The 18,202-nt window shown below is 50.5% G+C and carries 11 protein-coding genes; 5 read left to right on the top strand and 6 right to left on the bottom strand.

From position 1 onward, the window contains the following. Positions 1 to 6 precede the first annotated feature (6 nt). Together ACO6V1_RS07545 and ACO6V1_RS07540 are read left to right on the top strand one after the other, a co-directional pair. Positions 7 to 966, top strand: coding sequence for an FAD:protein FMN transferase (locus tag ACO6V1_RS07545; protein WP_422449679.1), 960 nt, complete (start codon positions 7 to 9; stop codon positions 964 to 966). Between the two features lie 275 nt (positions 967 to 1,241). Further along, positions 1,242 to 2,540, top strand: a complete 1,299-nt coding sequence (locus tag ACO6V1_RS07540) for a hypothetical protein (RefSeq protein ID WP_422449680.1) — start codon at positions 1,242 to 1,244, stop codon at positions 2,538 to 2,540. 127 nt (positions 2,541 to 2,667) lie between these two features. Here the strand turns inward: ACO6V1_RS07540 and ACO6V1_RS07535 are convergent, their stop codons facing one another. The 6 genes from ACO6V1_RS07535 to pilG all read right to left on the bottom strand — a co-directional run bounded on the left by ACO6V1_RS07535 (position 2,668) and on the right by pilG (position 13,359). Further along, complete coding sequence (locus tag ACO6V1_RS07535) at positions 2,668 to 3,135, bottom strand: chemotaxis protein CheW (RefSeq protein ID WP_422449681.1); 468 nt, start codon at positions 3,133 to 3,135, stop codon at positions 2,668 to 2,670. Between the two features lie 67 nt (positions 3,136 to 3,202). Continuing rightward, complete coding sequence (locus tag ACO6V1_RS07530; RefSeq protein WP_422466375.1) at positions 3,203 to 9,562, bottom strand: Hpt domain-containing protein; 6,360 nt, start codon at positions 9,560 to 9,562, stop codon at positions 3,203 to 3,205. A gap of 129 nt (positions 9,563 to 9,691) precedes the next feature. Then, positions 9,692 to 11,668, bottom strand: coding sequence for a methyl-accepting chemotaxis protein (locus ACO6V1_RS07525; protein ID WP_422450537.1), 1,977 nt, complete (start codon positions 11,666 to 11,668; stop codon positions 9,692 to 9,694). A gap of 133 nt (positions 11,669 to 11,801) precedes the next feature. Beyond that, a complete protein-coding gene (locus tag ACO6V1_RS07520; RefSeq protein ID WP_422449683.1) occupies positions 11,802 to 12,359 on the bottom strand; it encodes a chemotaxis protein CheW in 558 nt (185 codons plus the stop codon). Between the two features lie 98 nt (positions 12,360 to 12,457). After that, on the bottom strand, positions 12,458 to 12,832 hold the full coding sequence (pilH, locus tag ACO6V1_RS07515; protein ID WP_101745267.1) for a twitching motility response regulator PilH: 375 nt from the start codon (positions 12,830 to 12,832) through the stop codon (positions 12,458 to 12,460). Between the two features lie 128 nt (positions 12,833 to 12,960). Beyond that, complete coding sequence (gene pilG / locus ACO6V1_RS07510; RefSeq protein ID WP_101745268.1) at positions 12,961 to 13,359, bottom strand: twitching motility response regulator PilG; 399 nt, start codon at positions 13,357 to 13,359, stop codon at positions 12,961 to 12,963. A gap of 260 nt (positions 13,360 to 13,619) precedes the next feature. On the opposite strand from pilG, the gene ACO6V1_RS07505 reads away from it, so the two are divergent. The 3 genes from ACO6V1_RS07505 (at position 13,620) to pckA (ending at position 18,148) form a co-directional block, all read left to right on the top strand. Then, positions 13,620 to 14,930, top strand: coding sequence for a TolC family outer membrane protein (locus ACO6V1_RS07505; RefSeq protein WP_422461036.1), 1,311 nt, complete (start codon positions 13,620 to 13,622; stop codon positions 14,928 to 14,930). 406 nt (positions 14,931 to 15,336) lie between these two features. Beyond that, the gene (gene hslO, locus ACO6V1_RS07500) at positions 15,337 to 16,206 is read left to right on the top strand and encodes an Hsp33 family molecular chaperone HslO (protein WP_422466373.1); all 870 of its coding nucleotides are present in this window, start codon (positions 15,337 to 15,339) and stop codon (positions 16,204 to 16,206) included. 328 nt (positions 16,207 to 16,534) lie between these two features. After that, a complete protein-coding gene (gene pckA, locus ACO6V1_RS07495) occupies positions 16,535 to 18,148 on the top strand; it encodes a phosphoenolpyruvate carboxykinase (ATP) (protein WP_422466371.1) in 1,614 nt (537 codons plus the stop codon). Positions 18,149 to 18,202: the final 54 nt, after the last annotated feature.

Raw genomic sequence — 18,202 nt, 5'->3', positions numbered from 1 at the left:
TATTTCATGCAAAAGTACCAGACCAGATTCCAGATGATGGGAACATTGATTGATCTGGTCGTTTATCATCAAAATGGTGAGCAGCTGCTCAAAGCGGCCTATCACCAACTTTCCCAATACGCCCAGCGGTTCACGGTCAATCAGCCTGCTGTCAATCAACCAGATAGTGAGCTGATGGCGATCAACCAAAATGCGGGTATCGCACCCATCGCGGTTGAGTCTGATCTTTTTCACCTGATCAACGTCGCCAAGGCGGTAAGTAAGGACAGGCACAATCCCTTCAATATTGCTATTGGCCCTCTGGTCAAGCTCTGGCGCATCGGCTTTCGGGATGCCAGACTGCCCTCAGCGGCGGAGATATCGGCACGGTTGGCGTTGGTTGATCCCGATAACATTGTCCTGAACGAGCAGGAGAGAACGGTATTTTTGCGTCAACCCGGTATGGAGATCGACCTGGGGGCCATCGCGAAAGGCTATTTTGCCGATCAGGTCAAACAAGCGCTGGTCAACGCCGGTGTTGACCATGGCTTTATCAGTCTTGGGGGCAATGTGGTCACCATCGGTCACTCCCCCACCAATGCCAACCGGGCCTGGAATGTGGGTATTCAAAACCCTCTGGCAGAGCGGGGTGCCATTATTCGTGCGCTGCCACTGAACGATGCTTCCATGGTCACCTCTGGCATCAACGAACGCTATTTTGATGTCAATGGTCAGCGTTACCACCATCTGCTGGATGCACAAACCGGTATGCCCATTGCCACGGATATTGCCAGTCTGACCATTATTTCCAAACACTCCGTTGATGGTGAAATCTGGAGTACTGCCGGCTTTTTATCCTCGGCGGATGATGCGTTGCACTATTTATGTCAACAGGCATTTATCGAAGCCGTTGTTGTGGCAAAGGATGGCACCGTTAAGATGACCGATGGACTGGTTGACCATGGTCGTTATATTGCTTTGCGGTGAATAGACCATCTACCAGCCAGTCCTGCTCCAGTTCATGTCTGCGGTATGAGAAGCACTGGCTGCGGGAATCCCGCCAGCAACCATGACGGTTTAAACACACGTTGCCGAAAAAGCATCCGATTTAAAACAGAAGGAATATTAACTGTTGAATTAAAAACCACCTGAAAATTTTTGGGATTATTGAATCGTTTGCGAAGAATAAATATTGCACTATGATAATTTATTCATGCACAGGATTGCCTGAATCGCCATAACCAGTTAGAGAAATAATTTGTATGTTTGCAGTTAATAATGACAATAATCCCAGTGCAGGTATTAATTATAATCCTGAAAGCCCACGTCCGGATGATACATCTGCCAGTCATGTTTTCCAGGGTTTGTATGAAGTAACGCAAATCCAAACCGACAAAATTACCAGAGCTTTTGTTAATCAAACTGAATTATTCAAACCTCAGCTGGGTGAACCGGGTTTTCCCCGGTTGGACCAGAAAAATGTCAGCAGATTAATTACCAATAAAGTGGCAATTGTGCCTGAAGGTACTGCACCTCAGATCGGGATAGCCGAAGTGAGTCCTTCAGCTAATGGTAGTAATACTGCGGTAAATGGCCCGTTTGCAAATGCAGTGGCATTAACCAATCAGTCAGTTGGCAAGAATCAGTCTTTGCCCGTGCTCAACAATAGTGATTGTGAGGCTTCTTCCCGTCTGTTTGATGCTTTCCAGGCTGGCAATGCTCAACTTGTCATCCAGTATTGTCAGCAAATACTGGGCAGCCCCCGCGATGAGTGGGTAAAGCAAACACTGCTGGAAGCCAAAAACCCTGCTGGTATTCCCGGTCTCTACATAGCGCTCAAAAAAGGTCATACCGACTGCATCAGTGCCTTTCTCGATCAGGTACAATGCAGTAACCTGAACGTTGAAATGAAGCAGAAACTGTTGGCACCCCAAGCCCTTTTAAACAACACGCCAGGTCTTCTTCTGGCTATGAGAAATGGCCAAGCTGACCTTGCCCGCACCTATTGCGAATGGATACTATCAACAAATAACTCTGATTGCTGGAAAGAAGAACAGCTAATGGCTATTGATTTATCTCCTATTGAAGGGTTAGACGGGCCAGATTATCGAGCGCCCGCTTTGCACGAAGCCATGGAAAAAAACCACAGTGAGTGTGTTAAGGTTTTTTGTAAATTAGTTTTAGCCAGTAATCTCAGCGTTCATATCAAAGAGAATCTGATAACAGCTAATCAAGTTGAATGGCCATTGAGGCCGGGTCTCTACAGTGCTTTTCTTAAAGGCAAAGCTCACAGTACGGAAGCTTTTTGCCAACAGGTTCTGGAAGCAAAACTTAACGTTAGCGTGAAGCACAGGTTGTTGGCACCAAAATGGTATGGTGCAACAATCAAGCAGGAAGCCAATTTGGGATCTGAATTATTTCAGATATACAAAACCACTATAAAAGATAGCAATTTGAATTTTATAGCAAAAACATCACTAACATCTGGTGTTTTAAATCGGTTAAAAAGAACTTTTGATCCTGTCCGCCTTTATCTCAACGTTCGTGATGCAGTTCGGTAGATAAGTTACAGGACCGGGGAACTGATTATTAAACGAATGGCCTTACTATCAAATTGCGAACAGTTTTCGTCACCAAATTGTGGATAAGTAACGGGCAAATAGGTAATGGTTTGGCTTTTTCGTTTCATTAACAACCTCCACCAGCTAAATCGCTGGAGGATGTCAATTTCTGTTCCACAAGAGAAAGATCCGGAATTGAAGCAGGAACGTCTCTCATAATAATCCGATATTTCTCCATGGGGCCTTTTTCCTCGGCTGAATTCCGTACTTCTTCCCGTACCAGTGTTAATGGCTGTGGAATCCCCTGCACCACCATGGCATAGAATGGCAGGCTATCGTTTTTGCTGGTGCGATGCATAATGGCAATACGATTGGTGGCAGAGAACTCGGCAAATCGTCCCTGGTTCAGTCTTTCAAAGGAAACCACCGGGATCTTTGTGCCCCGCCAGTCAAGATCACCCAGCAGCCATTCGGTTTCCGGGTAATTGGCTTCCGGCCGACTGTAGTCCTGAATACCGGCGATGCATACTGAAGGTATCAGCAGGGGGCGCTGCTGCATGGGGATCAGCACGGACGAAATGGGCTTGTGGGACATGGTTTCCTCTTCTTTCTGCTACTGTGCGGTTGTTGTGAAGGGCAGGGCTTCCCGGGAAGCCCTGTTATCACGCTGTCTCAACTTCAATCAGTTTTTCAATCGCTTCGAGTAATGGCCCTTCCTGGAAAGGCTTGCCTATGTACTCATTGACACCCAGGCTTAAGGCCCGGTGGCGATGTTTCTCACCGGTTCTGGAGGTGATCATGATAATCGGCAGGTCTTGAAGCCCAGGGTCATTCCTGACCGCGCTGGCCACCTCAAAACCATCCATACGGGGCATTTCGATATCCAGCAGCATAATGTCTGGCTTCTGTTCAGCGAGACGGGTCATGGCTTCCACACCATCCCGTGCCGAGATCACCTCGTATCCCTGACGGGTTAGCAGACGACTGGTGACTTTTCTTACGGTCACCGAGTCATCCACCACCAGCACTCTCATGGCCTGATCACTGCTGTCCGGTTCATGCCTTTCCACGGCGTCAGGTTTGGCTTCCTGAATGACCAGCTGATGTTTGCGGTAAAGTGCCGCCGGATCAAGGATGACCACAACCCGACCATCACCAAGAATGGTGGCACCGTTTACCCCGGCAAGACCGGAGAACTGAATGCCCAGACTCTTGGTAATGATTTCCCGGCTACCCACGATAGCATCAACCTGAACCGCTATATTCTCACTGCCTCTTTGCACCATGACGACCGGACACTGGCCGTCACTTATTTTGGGGCTGCCAGTACCGAGAAGAGCGCCCATGTAGATCAGCTGGTGCTCGGTACCATTGCCATAGATGAGTGGCGCTCTGTTTTGGTAGCAATCGGCCAGCATGCTTGCTGACACCATGGAGATGCCATCAATGGCATGCATCGGCAGTGCGTACAGGCTGCTGCCTACTTCCACCATCAACGCCCGGTTAATGGACAGGGTAAATGGCAATCTGAGAGAGAATTGTGTGCCGAGCCCGGCCTCAGACTTAACCTGTATACTGCCGCCCATTTGGCGAACCGAGTTATTCACAACATCCATCCCGACACCGCGGCCAGAAAGGTGGGTCACCTCGCTTGCGGTACTGAATCCGGACTTCATGATCAGTTCGATGGCTTCCTGATCCGTTACCGGTTCGTCAGGACTGATCAGTTGCTGTTCAATCGCTTTGGCTTTTACGGCTTCAATATCGATGCCACGACCATCGTCGGACAACTCAACCACCACGTCGGCACCATCGCGTCGGATCGATAAGGCAATCTGGCCCACTTCAGGTTTGCCTGAATTCTGTCTTTCTGCCGATGAATCTTCGATGCCGTGACCAATGGCATTTCGGAGCATGTGACCCAGCGGAGCAAGCATGCGCTCAAGCATGGTTCGGTCCATCTCACCTTCAGCATTACTGACCACAAGCTTGACGGGCTTGTTCAGGTCATCAGACACCTGACGGACAATCTTGCGCAGCCTGGGAACCAGTCGGCTGAACGATACCATCCGGGCTTTCATCAGCTGCTCCTGGAGCTCAATCTGGGTTCTGGACTGTTGCTGGAGCAGCGTTTCTGTATCCCGGGATTTTTCCTGCAGGGCCTCCCGCAGATCCATAAGGTCAGAGGCGGACTCCACCAGTGAGTGAGAGAGCTGTGACAGTTCTGAGTACTGGTCCATTTCCAGTGGATCAAAATCAGGGTTATCACCAAGATCGCCCTGGTGCCGGGAGATGATCTGGCTCTGCGTTTCGATATCGAGTCGCCGCAACTGTTCCCGAACCCGCAGAATGGTTCGATTCATCTCTTCCAGGGTTCTGGAGGCATCTGTCGTCTGCTGCTCAATGCGGGAGCGGCTGATGCTGGTTTCCCCGGCAAGATTGATCAGGGTTTCCAGAAGTTCCGGGGGAATGCGGACCATTTCACTGAGTGATGACTGAAGCGTTGTCTCTGACCCATCGGCAGTGGTCTGGGGCACTACCCGGATGGTAGAAACGGGTTCCGGTACCTGACCGGGCATCGGCTTCGGTAGTTCAGGTGCTGGCAGTTCTGACAGGTTATTGACCCATGTATCTTCATCAAAGGTCCCGGCGAGAGGTTTGGCTGGCGCAGCCTGCCCCAGGTAGTCAGGAAGAGTGTCAGGCTCTTCAGCGGTTGAGTGGCTGGTGTTCAGTCTATGCTGCCATTGCCTGAGCTCTTCCAGCATGCGCTGTACGTCAGGGGATGGCTGCCCGTTGCCAGGGTTTTTCAGTGTTGTCTCTATGGTGTCGTGAGTTTTCTGAATCAGCGCCAGAGGGGCGATTTCAGGCTCACAGCTGCCATTGGCAATGGATTCATAGATATCTTCCAGCCCATGGCTCAGTTCTCCAAGCTCATGAAGTTCTGCCATCATTGCTCCCCCTTTCAGGGTGTGCAGGCATCGTTGAAGCTCATGAACCGGTTGTAAATCGCTGGTATTGCCCAGCCATGTTTCCAGAGACTGGGCTGAGTCTTCGAGCAGCTCATAAGCCTCCTCGATAAACAGCTTATGCAACTCCGGCTCGGGCTCTGACCCATTGCTGTACGGAGCAAAAGAGGTGCCTTCTGCCGTGACTGAAGCACTCCAGGACGGCTGGGCTATCGGTTTGAAACGATTATCTTCAGTGAACGATAAGTCGATGTCTTCTGCTGCCTCTGTTTCGACATCAAAATCAAGCAGGGCATCAAAGTCATGATCCTCGAGGTCTTCTTCGAACGTCAGGTCTGGGTCTGCCTGACTTAATGCCTGCTCAAACAGCAAAGACTCCAGTGCTTCACGCAGAGCGCTGAAAATTGCGTGTGGGGGTTCCGGCGTTTGCTGTGAAGCCACCTGGTTCATCATTTCAACCAGGGCTTCGAAGCCGTCTGTAAATGGCGGCAGTAACTGTTGGGGAAGGCGGGTCTCATGGGTCTCCAGATAAGTGCAGACATCATGTAACACATCACAGAGCTCTGTGATAGCCGACAAACCTGCTTCATTGGCATTCTCAGCAAGCACTTTCAGTTCAAACTTGAACCGGTCAAGCTCCTCGTGGGGCGTGCCGTTAACCCATGATTTCAGATGGCTGCTGGCATCCAGTAACAGGTCAAGGTCGCTGGCCAGGAAAAGTGCTGCCTGTTGGCCTGTTGGCTGCTTTACTGGTGCAGGCTCCGGGGCAGACTCATCATGCAAGCTGTTGCTGAGTAGTTGGTTATGAAGCGCACCAAGCCAGTTAAGAAAGCTATCAACTTTTAGTTCCAGAGGGTGGGAGTTGGTTTGCAATTGTTGCAGTGCATCCTCAATCAGGTCTACCCCTTGTTCAAGCATGCTGATGACTTGGCTATCAGCAGGCACCAGGTGTGCCCGGAATTCCTTGATGGTCTTTTCAATAGCGGCAACCAGCTCGGCAAGGGGGGTAATCTCTGCCATAAAGGCACTGCCTTTCAGGGTGTGCAGTGCCCGCTGGACAGAATCTGTAATCTGGATATCGCCACCCATTTGATAGCTACTGGCGATGAACTCTTTGACGACACTGAGATGGCTTCTGGCTTCTGTATCAAAAATGGCCAGTAACTGTTGGTCATACCCGCTATCCAGCTCAACGGTTTGCTCTTCAATTGCAACGTTACTGATTGCCTCAGTTTTCGGAGGCTCTGTCAGTTCATTATCCAGCTCATCAACGTCGCTATGCAGGGCTTCTTCGGCATTGTCCTCGATAATGTTGCCAAACATCATGGCCGGTTCTTGCTGCTCAGGCTCTACCAGCTCCTCACTATCAACGACAAAGTGGTTTCCTTTCCCCAGGGCATCTGCTTTTTCCATGCACAGCAGAACTTCCGGTGTTAGCTGTTGACTGTCCCTGGCAAAATCATTCACCAGTTCAGGCAGCATAGCGATGACTTCATGGAGTAACTCAGCTATTGGCTCAGACGCTTTAATCGTGCCTTTGACCACGTTGTTCAGCATGTTTTCCAATGACCATGCCAGCTCACCGATAACGTCAGCACCGATCATGCGGCCGCTGCCCTTTAATGTATGAAAGGCTCTTCTGATCTCATTGGTGGTGGCTGCATCATGGATATTACTGCGCCATTGTGGCAGTAGCGCTTTGAGCTGTTGCTGAACTTCTGTCGCTTCTTCGACGAAAACTTCATGGAGGTCGTCGTCATCATCTTCATCCATTGACAGGCTGAAGGTGTCTTCTTTAGAGAGCGTGTCTTCTTTAGAGAGAGTGTCCTTTGGGGAAGAGTGGTGTGACGGTGTCAGATCCCCGGTGATGTCATCGCTGCCCGGGGTGTTATATGTGGTTAAGGTACTATCTGGTGAAGAGGTCAAAACCTCAGAAAGTGAGAACGTTTCTTCAGAAGAGCCGCTTTCCAGGTCCGACAGATTTTCTTCATTCGCCGAAAAATCAATCGTCTGTGCCAGCTCATCACTCACTGTTAGCGGGCTTTCAATAGACGCCGCTGCCGGAATCAGGTTCTCCCTGTGGACTATATTGATCGAGTTGGAGTCGGTCGTGTCCTGTTTCCCGGTAACTGCCTGGGAGGGGCTCAGACTGTCGGTTGAGAACTCTATGGTTGGGCCGTAGTCTGCTTCTTTTTCACTGGCAGCAACCGCTCCGGTAGCTGACGGCAGAGGCTTTTCATAGTGAAACTCAATAACGTCATTGTCAGCCGCTTGTTCCTCCTGGGCCGCTCTCTCTTCATCGGAAAGCAGGTGGGCAGCGAACGGGTTAGCTTTGGCTTCAGGTTTCGGGGTGGATGAAATGGCTGGCACCGCAGGTTCTGCTTTTGTGACGGTAACGAATGACTCAAGCCGATCAATACTTTTCCGGGTAATATCCAGCGTTTTTTCGACGTAGGCAGAAGCCCCACCACTCAACTGTTCCAGATAGTATTCAATGCTGGACAAACTATCGGCCATTGCATCCAGCTCATCGAGGCCGGGCTTGAGGTTTTTGTCCAGCCATTGCTGTTGAATATGCCTTGAACAGCGACTGATTAACTCAGCAACACGGTCCAGAGGAATCATGGCAAGACTGCCCTGGATGCTTTTCATCAGGGGTAATAACTTGACCAGGAACTCCGGATTATAATCACTGCCCAGATAGCCCTCCACAGCGCCTTTGGCCTCTTTCAGGTTGTTCCGGGCTTCATAAATTACTTTCTGGTGAATATCGTTTATCTGTGCTGATACAGAACTCTGGCCGGTTACCGATCGGTTGAGGCCCATGAACTGGTTCAGTCCGGACTCCACTTCAAGCAACCGGGCCGCCGTATTGATCAGGGTGTCGTTCACTTTTTCGGGTGAGTGGTCACCAGTAAGAATCATCTGCAGATGTTGATGCTCTCTGTGCATGATTTTCTGCAACGATTCGAGGCCAAGCATGCCTAATGTGTCAGAGATTTGCTGGCAGGTGGCCAGTTGATCCCGAAGCCTGGATTGATTGTCCCCGGGGTTCAGCAGGTAGAGATCCAGAGCGTCTTTGATATGAGTGAGCTCTTCCTTGATGGCTTTCACCACCGATGTTGCTGCATCAATGTTGAGCAGCCTGGCATCCTGCGGCTCTGCCTCCAGGGCCTGGTCCAGAGAGTATCGTCGCTTCAGAGAGAGGATAAGCGCATGATCACTGTTTGCTTTGGCGATCCGATAAAGAATCCCTCTCAGTATCTCTTCCGAGGGCGGGGTGTTCAGGCGTTTGGCTTCCTCACTGGCCAGACACTTGAACTGATTGTCCATTTCACGAAGGATTCTTATGGCGTGACTGTCTATGGCAATAGAGCCTTCCTTGAGGCCCTCGGAGAATGCGGTGCAGGCATCCCATAGCGGGGATATTGGCGAGTCCCAGCAAAGGTTTTGCAGCTTGGCAAATATTTTACTGATGACCGTCAGTTGCTGGTCCCGCTGGCTGTCCCTGAGAATGCCGGCAAGACACAGCTGATATTTCTGCCGTATTTTCCGTACCAGAACCGCAAAGCCGCTGGCCAGCAGCTTGTTCAGCTGTGCTTCCGGGATTGGTGCAATGGTGTGAACGATGGCCGGTGCAAAAAAATCAATATCAGACAGCGCCCGCTGCCCGCGTAATTGGCGCATTTCATTGAGCAGTTGCTTCAGCAGGCTGGGGGTATCCCTGCCAGATCTGGAGGTATGGACAAGATAGCCTGGCAGCTGAAGCATCGCCTGCATCAGTACCACCAGCCGTTGCTGATTGTTATTCGCCGGAGTCTCATTCAGGCTATCTAATAACAGCAGAATTTCCCGGGTCAGTAACCGGGCTCCCTTCTGTTTCAATATCTTCAGCGTGCTGTGAATTTGCTGGATTTTGGTACGACAATTCTCCAGAAACACAGCCTCATCTGTGGAATCAGCATACTGTTCAAGGTCCTGACGGGCTTCAGTGAGGGTGCCTTCAATCTCTCCGATAACCCAGTCCAGACCTATGTATTCACGCTGTTCGACCATGCCTGGCTCCCGTTTCCAGCTACCATTCCCGCTGTCGTATGCGCTCTTTTTAACGCTCTGTTTAACAAGAGCGCCCGAGCGGCGGGCATTATGCTTGTTGTCATACTCTCGTCTCTTGCAGAGTCAGTGTCAGGACTCTGAGGTTTCAGGCAGTTTGAAACCCGTAACCGACTGACGCATCTCCATGGCCATACCGGCCAGATCACCGATGGATTGAGCGGTTGCCTTGGTACCTGAGGAGGTTTGAATCGAAATATCCCGGATGGCCACCATGCGGCTGGAGATCTGTGAGGCTGACTGTGCCTGGACTTTTGCGGTTTCAGAAATGTTCCGAATCAGGCCTGACAGGCTGTTGGACACCTGCTCGATCTCTTCCAGTGCCACACCGGCATCCTGCGCCAGACGGGCTCCGTGTACCACTTCAGAGGTGGTCTGTTCCATGGAAATGACCGCTTCGTTGGTGTCAGTCTGGATGGTTGATACCAGCGCTTCGACCTGTTTGGTGGCTGCCGATACCCGTTCTGCCAGACGTTGCACCTCGTCGGCAACCACGGCAAAGCCCCGGCCTGCCTCACCGGCCATGGATGCCTGGATAGCGGCATTCAGGGACAGAATGTTGGTCTGGTCGGCGATCTCGTTGATCAGTGAGATAATGTCACCGATTTCCTGAGAGGACTCACCCAGTCGTTTAATACGCTTGGAGGTATCCTGAATCTGTTCACGGATAGTGGTCATGCCATCGATGGTATTTCGTACCACCAACCCACCGTTAGCCGCGATCTGTACCGAGCGCTCGGCCACATCTGCGGAGTCGGAGGCTCCGCTGGAGACTTTATCAATGGACTCGGCCATCTGGTTCACGGACTGGGTTGTAGCGCCGATTTCCTGGGCCTGGTGGTCGGAAGCTTCGGCCAGCAGTCGGGCGGTTGCCTGTGTTTCCTGGGCGGCTGCGTCAACCTTGACGGCCGTCTGGTTGATGGTGTTAACCAGGGCGCGCAGTTGTTCAATGGAGAAGTTAATGGAGTCGGCAATGGCCCCGGTAAAGTCTTCGGTAACACTGGCTTTAACCGTCAAGTCACCGTCTGCCAGATCCGCCATTTCATCCAGAAGTCGCAGAATGGCCTGCTGGTTAGCAGCGTTCTGGGCTCTGGTCGCCTCGCTCTGGGTTTTGGTTTCTTCCAGACGACGGCGGGTATCCATAATGATGGACATGGCGGTGAGCAGGATAAACAGCAGGGAAAGGCCTCCGGAAGCCATGATGGCCAGCTCCAGTGCCTTCTGTTCAATAGTGGACGTGGACAGGGTATCTGCCAGCACCGATGTTTGCTGCAGCAGTTGTTGTGAATCGGTGAAGATAGTGTCGGAGGCGGCGCGTACCTGGAACAGCTCAGGAGAGGTTTCCAGAATCTCATCAACACTGCCATCGACGAATTCAAACAGGTCAGAGATCTCCATAAGACGGTCAACGGCCTCATCATCGGTCACCTGACTGATGCGCATGGCAAGGTTACCTTCCAGCATACCCTGCAGTACCCGACCGAAGAGCTTGGCATCACGGCCAAAGCTGTCAGCCGCCATGATGGAGTCTTCGCCACCTTCCAGAACCTTGGCAACACTCCGGATAATACGCTCTGCCAGCCAGGGCTGGCGCTGAGCCATGGCAATCTGGTCAGAGGGCGCATTATTATCCAGAAGGATTTCTACCACCTCGTCGTATTCAATTTGCAGTTGGGGAATGGTTTCACTCAGTGTGGTAGCAACTTCATGCAGAGACAGTACGGTGTCTTGTGCCGCAAGAATACTGTCGGCTTCTACCTTCATTTCAGACCATGAAGAATCCAGGGCTTCAATTTGCTGGGCAGTAGCACTGCTGGATGTGTCAATAAAGGGAATAACAGAAAGGCTGGCACGGTTCAGCTCATCAATATATTGGCCAAACATCGCTGTTGCTTCTTTCAGCAGCGGAAAGGCTTCTTCTTTACCGGAGGCCGCTTCTGAGGCGTTTTTGGCAATCTGCTGGGAAAGGACCCGAAGCTCACTGGCATTGGTTTCATGGGTGTGCAGCAGCTGGGACTGCTGGTCATTATAGATAAATGCACCTGTCATTACTGACAGGGACAGCACCAGCATGGTGATCGAAGCGATCGTGGCTCTGTTAGCCTTGCTTCCCTGTCCCGTATTCGCTTGATTGCCTTTCATGGTTTATTCCCCGATTTCTGACGTGAAATCAAAATCCTGTTTATTCGCTGGCGGCTTTTAGAAAACGCTCGTTGGTAACGAGTCCCTCAACACTGAATACGACATAGCGTTGATCTTTGACATAGGAGCCCTGGGTAAATGGATGAATATTTTCCGGAATGGATGCCGGTATCTCATCTGCGTGGCTGCCGACGGTAAACTGCTGCATACCTTTTACTTCATCAACGATAAGGCCAACGGAAATGTCTTTCTTCTCGATAACAAGTATCCGGTTGTTGTGATTGGGTTGACTGGAAACATAACTGGCCTGGTTACTTTTCAGAAAGTCGCCCAGGCTGACGACGGGTATCAGACGTCCCCGGACATTCGCTAATCCCCTGACCCATCGTTGCACACCGGGCAATGGCGTTGTCTGGGGAACGGGAAGAATCTCAGATATTGAACCAACCTGAACCATATAATGCTGGCCGTCCAGCACAAAGCTGACACCCTTCCAGTAGCTCAGATCAGTTTGCTCTATCGGGATTTGAGCACTGTACAGGGAAGCACTTTGCTCAAGTGTCTCCAGATAGTCGAACGGATGACTGGAGTTGCTCATAGTACTCCTTTCCTTCATTGTTCCCTTGACAATTGACCGTGACGAATGCGGGATAGCCCTCGTGTCCGAAAGGGTTTTTCGGAGTAGCCGGGCCTGATTCAGGCCGCAGCATCACTCAGGACTTCGTTCAGCGTTTCCAGAAGCAGGGTTTCCTTAATGGGCTTGGTCAGATAGTTTCTGGCTCCCTGTCGCATGCCCCAGACGCGATCCGTTTCCTGATCTTTGGTGGTGACAATAATGACCGGAATGTGTCCAGTGCTACCATCTTTAGAGAGTTGTCGGGTGGCTTGAAAGCCGTTCAGGCCCGGCATGACGATATCCATTAATACCGCATCAGGCTGCTCTGCCCGGCAGAGGGCGACACCATCGGCACCGTTGTCAGCCGTCATTACGGTATGACCATGTTTCTCGAGCATTGCGCTCAGCTGGTACAGTTCGGTTGGTGAGTCGTCAACAATTAATACCTTAGCCATAAATCCCCCGGGTGTTTTGGCCTGAATAAGGGCCGCACCAAACTTGGTTACTTGCTTTTATTTATTTTCTGAACCCTTCCGGGTCTCATTGACAGAGACGTCGTCAGGGGTTTCCCATTCACGTACGTTTAAACGGCCAGAGCATAGTCAGGGCAGTGTTCCCGAATCGTTGTGAACAGTTCATCACGGCTGAATGGCTTGGTCAGGTAGTAATCTGAACCGGCAATTCGTCCTCTGGCACGGTCGAAGAGACCGTCCTTACTGGAGAGCATGATGACGGGAATCTGTTTAAATGCGTTGTTATTTTTAATCAGCGCACAGGTTTGATAGCCGTCCAGACGAGGCATCATGATATCGACAAAGATGATGTCCGGTTCGGACTCGGCGATTTTTGCCAAGGCGTCAAAGCCATCGGTGGCGGTAACCACCTGGCAACCCGCCTTGGTCAGAAGTGTTTCAGCTGTACGACGAATCGTCTTGCTGTCATCGATGATCATGACCTTGAGGTCTGTTCCGCTACCTTGCATGTTTTACCCCTGGCAATCCGCAGAAGAAGCGACAATGGTTCGCTGCCATTCTTTTCTTGTTGGTCCGTTCCCAATGGCTTAATTCTGTTTTAACCGGATATCTGGACCGTTTAATATCCTTTTTTATCATAAGTTGGTCATTGCTGACCAGAAACGTAATGGTTACAAGTCACGATTTTTCCAACCAACTGTAAAGTCCCGACGGTTCATGGCGATGTATCTAGATAATAAATCTCCGTGCGAAAGAGACAGGGACCTCCATGAACCGTTTTCAATTTCTGCTGATCAGCGTGTTTTCTGGCCTGCTTGGATGGAATGCTGACGTCTCAGCTGAATCTCTGGAAGAAGCACTGGGCCAGGCTCTGCGTTCAAACCCTCAGGCAAAAGTCGCTCTTAGCCGTCTAAAGGCTGAGAGAAAAAATATCGATGCTGTCGCTGCCGATTTCTGGCCAACGATTGATCTTGCGGCCGGTATCGGCAGACAGCAAAAGGATACCAGTCCAGATACCGATGGGGACAAGCTCACCCGCAAGGAAGCTTCATTTTCTCTGAAACAGAACCTCTTTGCCGGTTTTAATACCTGGTACAACGTGAAGGGTGCCCGTAAAGGTGCTGAGGCGGAGCACTGGCGACTCTACTCTACACTGGAAGATCTGGCGCTGCAGGTTATCAATGTCTATCTCAAAGTGCTTGAGCGTCGTGACCTGGTGGAACTGGCAGAAGAAAACCTGGACATTCATCACGAAATTTTTGATCAGATTGAGCGTCGTGCCCGTCAGGGGGTGGCCCGAAGCTCTGATTTGATTCAGGTAGAGGGGCGGCGGGCAAGAGCAAATGCCAATCTCATCAGTGCCAGAAATAATCTGATGGATGCTGAAAGTGAGTACCGTGCCCTGGTCGGGCACAGTCCCGGTGATTTGGAGTTTCCCGGCTTTGCACATCTTGATTTGCCAGAAGATTTGCAAAATGCCATTAAAAACAGCAGGCAGGATCACCCCAATGTCAAAGCGGCTGAAATGGATGTTGAATCATCGGAACACGCATACTCTTCCCGTAAAAGCAGTTATCTGCCATCACTGGATGCTGAGTTAGACCAAAGCTGGAGGCGCAATGCCGATGGCCAGCTGGGTGATTATGGTGATACGGTCGCCATGGTTCGGCTTCGCTACAACTTATTCCGTGGCGGCGGTGATCAGGCTCGCTTGCTGGAGAGTGCCCATCAGGCAGAAGAGCGGCGCTCCGAGAAAGCCAGGGTCATGAGAAATGTCGAAGAAACAATGCGTATCAGCTGGGCGGCTCTGCAGTTTATTGGCGCACAACGTGAGTATTTATTGCTTCATGAAGATGCCAGCCGGGATACGGTTGCGGCATACCGGGAGCAATTTAACATTGGTAAGCGGACACTGCTGGACTTGCTGGACAGCGAAAATGAATTATTTCAGTCAAGCAACAGTTTAACGTCCGCCATCTATCAGGAAACCTATGCCCGTTACCGTGTTCTGGCGGCGGTGGGCAGGCTACTGGAAAATGTGGAATTTTCTATCCCGAAAAGCTGGCATCTGGATGGTTAGAAAACGTCGTATTTTCTAATCGGTCAGCCTTCTACAGGAGGATTATTGCGAGTGTCGACACCTATGGCGTTTGGGCTGGATCAGCTGCCCATGCTTCATCTTTGGCTTGGAAGGTGTGAAATGGGGTGATGTAGATACTGTGTTATTAAGCACCTGACCTTTCTGATATGCCCTTTCCCAGCTCAAGCTGGCCTCCCTGGATTATACCCAAACAACGATTTAGAAAGAGAAGCTATAAACAGGGCGAAGTGTTTTTGTCTGAATCGTAATATAATACGCCGCTTCCAATTTTATGTGTTTTAGTAAATCAGTGGCTTGCCTGTGCTTGGTCGGTAGTTAAGTAGTTGGTTAACATCTTATTATGCTGTCGTCAGTTTTCTGATAAGCCCGAAACGGAATGTTGCTCATGAGCAGAACTGATAATGCAGTACAACGCTTTATCTTTGAAAATACCGATATTCGCGGTGAAATTGTTTCCCTTAACCACAGTTATGTTGATGCCCTGGCTGCCCATAATTATCCCGAGGTGGTCAGACGCCTGCTGGGGGAGTTGGTGGCCTCTGCCCTTCTGTTGAGTACAACACTGAAATTTGAGGGGCTGCTTACCCTTCAGGCCAGAGGTGACGGGCCATTGACTTTGCTTATGGTGGAATGTACCGACCAGCGGTCGTTCAGAGCGGTTGCACAATTCAAGGATGATCTTTCTGAGGGAACGCTTCAGGAGCTTCTGGGCAAGGCAAGCCTGTTGATTACCGTGGACCCGGTCAAAGGTAAGCGTTACCAGGGCATTGTTCCCCTGGAAAAGGAAACGCTGTCAGCCAGTCTTGAAGACTATTTTACTCAATCTGTACAGTTGCAGACCCGCCTGTGGCTGGCCTGTGATGGCCAAACCTGTGGCGGTTTTCTGTTGCAGGCTCTGCCTGCCAGTGTGGAGCTTTCCGAGGACGTTCGCGCTGAATCCTGGAAGCGCATGACGGCTCTTGCCGAAACCACTCAAGATGCTGAGCTGCTGGAGCTGGATCATGAAACACTGCTGGTCAGACTGTTTCATGAAGAAACGGTCCGTATTTTTGACAAGGAGCCTGTTCGTTTCGTCTGCACCTGTTCTCAGGAAAGAAGTGCAAAAATCATCAGCACTCTGGATCGCAAAGAAATTGAGTCAATTATTGAAGAAGAAGGTCAGGTGGCGATGGACTGCCAGTTCTGCAATCACCAATATGTTTTTGGTAAAGATGACATCGATTCAATCTTTAACGAAAAACCACAACTTCACTGAAGTTTTCTGATTTCTCTCCTTCCGATCCGGTCAGAAATTCCATTGAATTTCTGGCCAGTCAGAGTAAAAGGCGACAGTATTCGTCTGTATTTTCTTCCAGTGACTGATGATAAATTTGACTCGGGGCAATACTTTTAAGCCGACAAAGGTTTAACGTTTTTACCAGACTCAATTAACCAAGAGGCGTGATGAGGGGGTCTATAACCTGTAATTCCAGAGTTATATTTCAATAATAGATCCAATACCCTATCATAGCACGTCACAAAAATTACCATAATCTAACAACACAAAACGTTAAGTTGAGCGTATTGCCTTAGGAGAACTTTGCATGGCCCATGTAAACGTAAAGGAAGCTCTGGCTGCTGTCGGAATCAAGGATGTCATTGATGTGGTTTATAACCCTTCTTATGAAACGCTGTTTGAGGAAGAGACCCGTCCGGAGCTGGAAGGTTATGAACAAGGGGTAGTTACTGAAATGGGGGCAGTGTCGGTGGATACCGGTATCTTCACTGGCCGTTCTCCGAAGGACAAATACATCGTCAAAGACGATACAACCCGGGATACCATCTGGTGGTCAGACCAGGGTAAAAATGATAACAAGGAAATTACTGAAGAAGTCTGGGCAGATCTTAAATCACTGGTCACCAATCAACTGTCCGGCAAGCGTCTGTTCATTATTGACGGTTTTTGTGGCGCTAATCCTGAAACACGCCTGAGTGTGCGTTTTGTGACCGAAGTGGCATGGCAGGCTCACTTCGTCAAGAACATGTTTATCCGGCCCGGCGAAGATGAGCTGCAGGGCTTTAAACCGGACTTTATTGTCATGAACGGTGCCAAATGCACCAACCCGAAATGGCAGGAGCACGGTCTCAACTCGGAAAACTTTGTGGCATTCAACCTGACAGAGCGGATTCAGGTGATTGGTGGTACCTGGTATGGCGGTGAAATGAAGAAAGGGATGTTCTCCATTATGAACTACCTTCTGCCGCTCAGGGGCATAGCGTCCATGCACTGTTCTGCCAATGTGGGTGAGCAGGGTGATACTGCCATTTTCTTTGGCCTGTCCGGAACCGGGAAAACCACACTCTCTGCCGATCCCAAGCGTGCCTTGATCGGTGATGATGAGCACGGCTGGGATGATGATGGCGTGTTCAACTTTGAAGGCGGCTGTTATGCCAAGACCATTAACCTGAGAGAAGAAAATGAGCCTGAGATTTTCCACGCCATTCGTCGTGACGCGTTGCTGGAAAACGTAAGCGTTGATGTCCAGGGTAACATTGACTTTGATGATGGCTCAAAAACCGAAAATACCCGGGTTTCCTATCCGCTGTATCATATCGATAACATTGTTAAGCCGGTTTCCAAGGCTGGTCACGCCAAAAAAGTGATCTTCCTGACTGCCGATGCTTTTGGTGTTTTACCGCCGGTCTCCCGTCTGACCCCTGAGCAGACCAAGTACCACTTCCTCTCCGGTTTTACCGCGAAACTGGCGGGCACTGAGCGTGGTATCACGGAGCCAACACCGACGTTCTCTTCTTGCTTCGGTGCTGCCTTCTTGTCACTGCACCCAACCAGGTATGCTGAAGAGCTGGTTAAGAAGATGGAAGCCCATGGCGCTAACGCTTACCTGGTAAATACGGGATGGAATGGTACCGGCAAACGCATCTCCATCAAGGCAACCCGGGCGATCATTGACGCCATTCTGGATGGCTCTATCGATAAGGCCGAAACCAAAACGCTGCCTTTCTTCGGATTGCATGTACCGCAAAGTGTTGCTGGCGTTGATGGCAGTATTCTGAACCCTCAGGATACCTATGAGGACCCGGCAGAATGGGAGCGTAAGGCACACGACCTGGCGGATCGATTTATCACCAACTTTGTTAAGTTTACCGATAACGAAGAAGGTAAGGCGCTGGTAGCTGCCGGTCCATCACTGGGCTGATAGGTATACAGTTCCGTGGGAAGGACGGGGCAATAATCTCCCCGTCCTGGGTGA

It is taken from the genome of Endozoicomonas sp. ALC013 (genome assembly GCF_049310205.1).
Classification (GTDB): Bacteria; Pseudomonadota; Gammaproteobacteria; order Pseudomonadales; family Endozoicomonadaceae; genus Endozoicomonas.
This window is presented reverse-complemented; position numbering and strand designations above follow the sequence as displayed.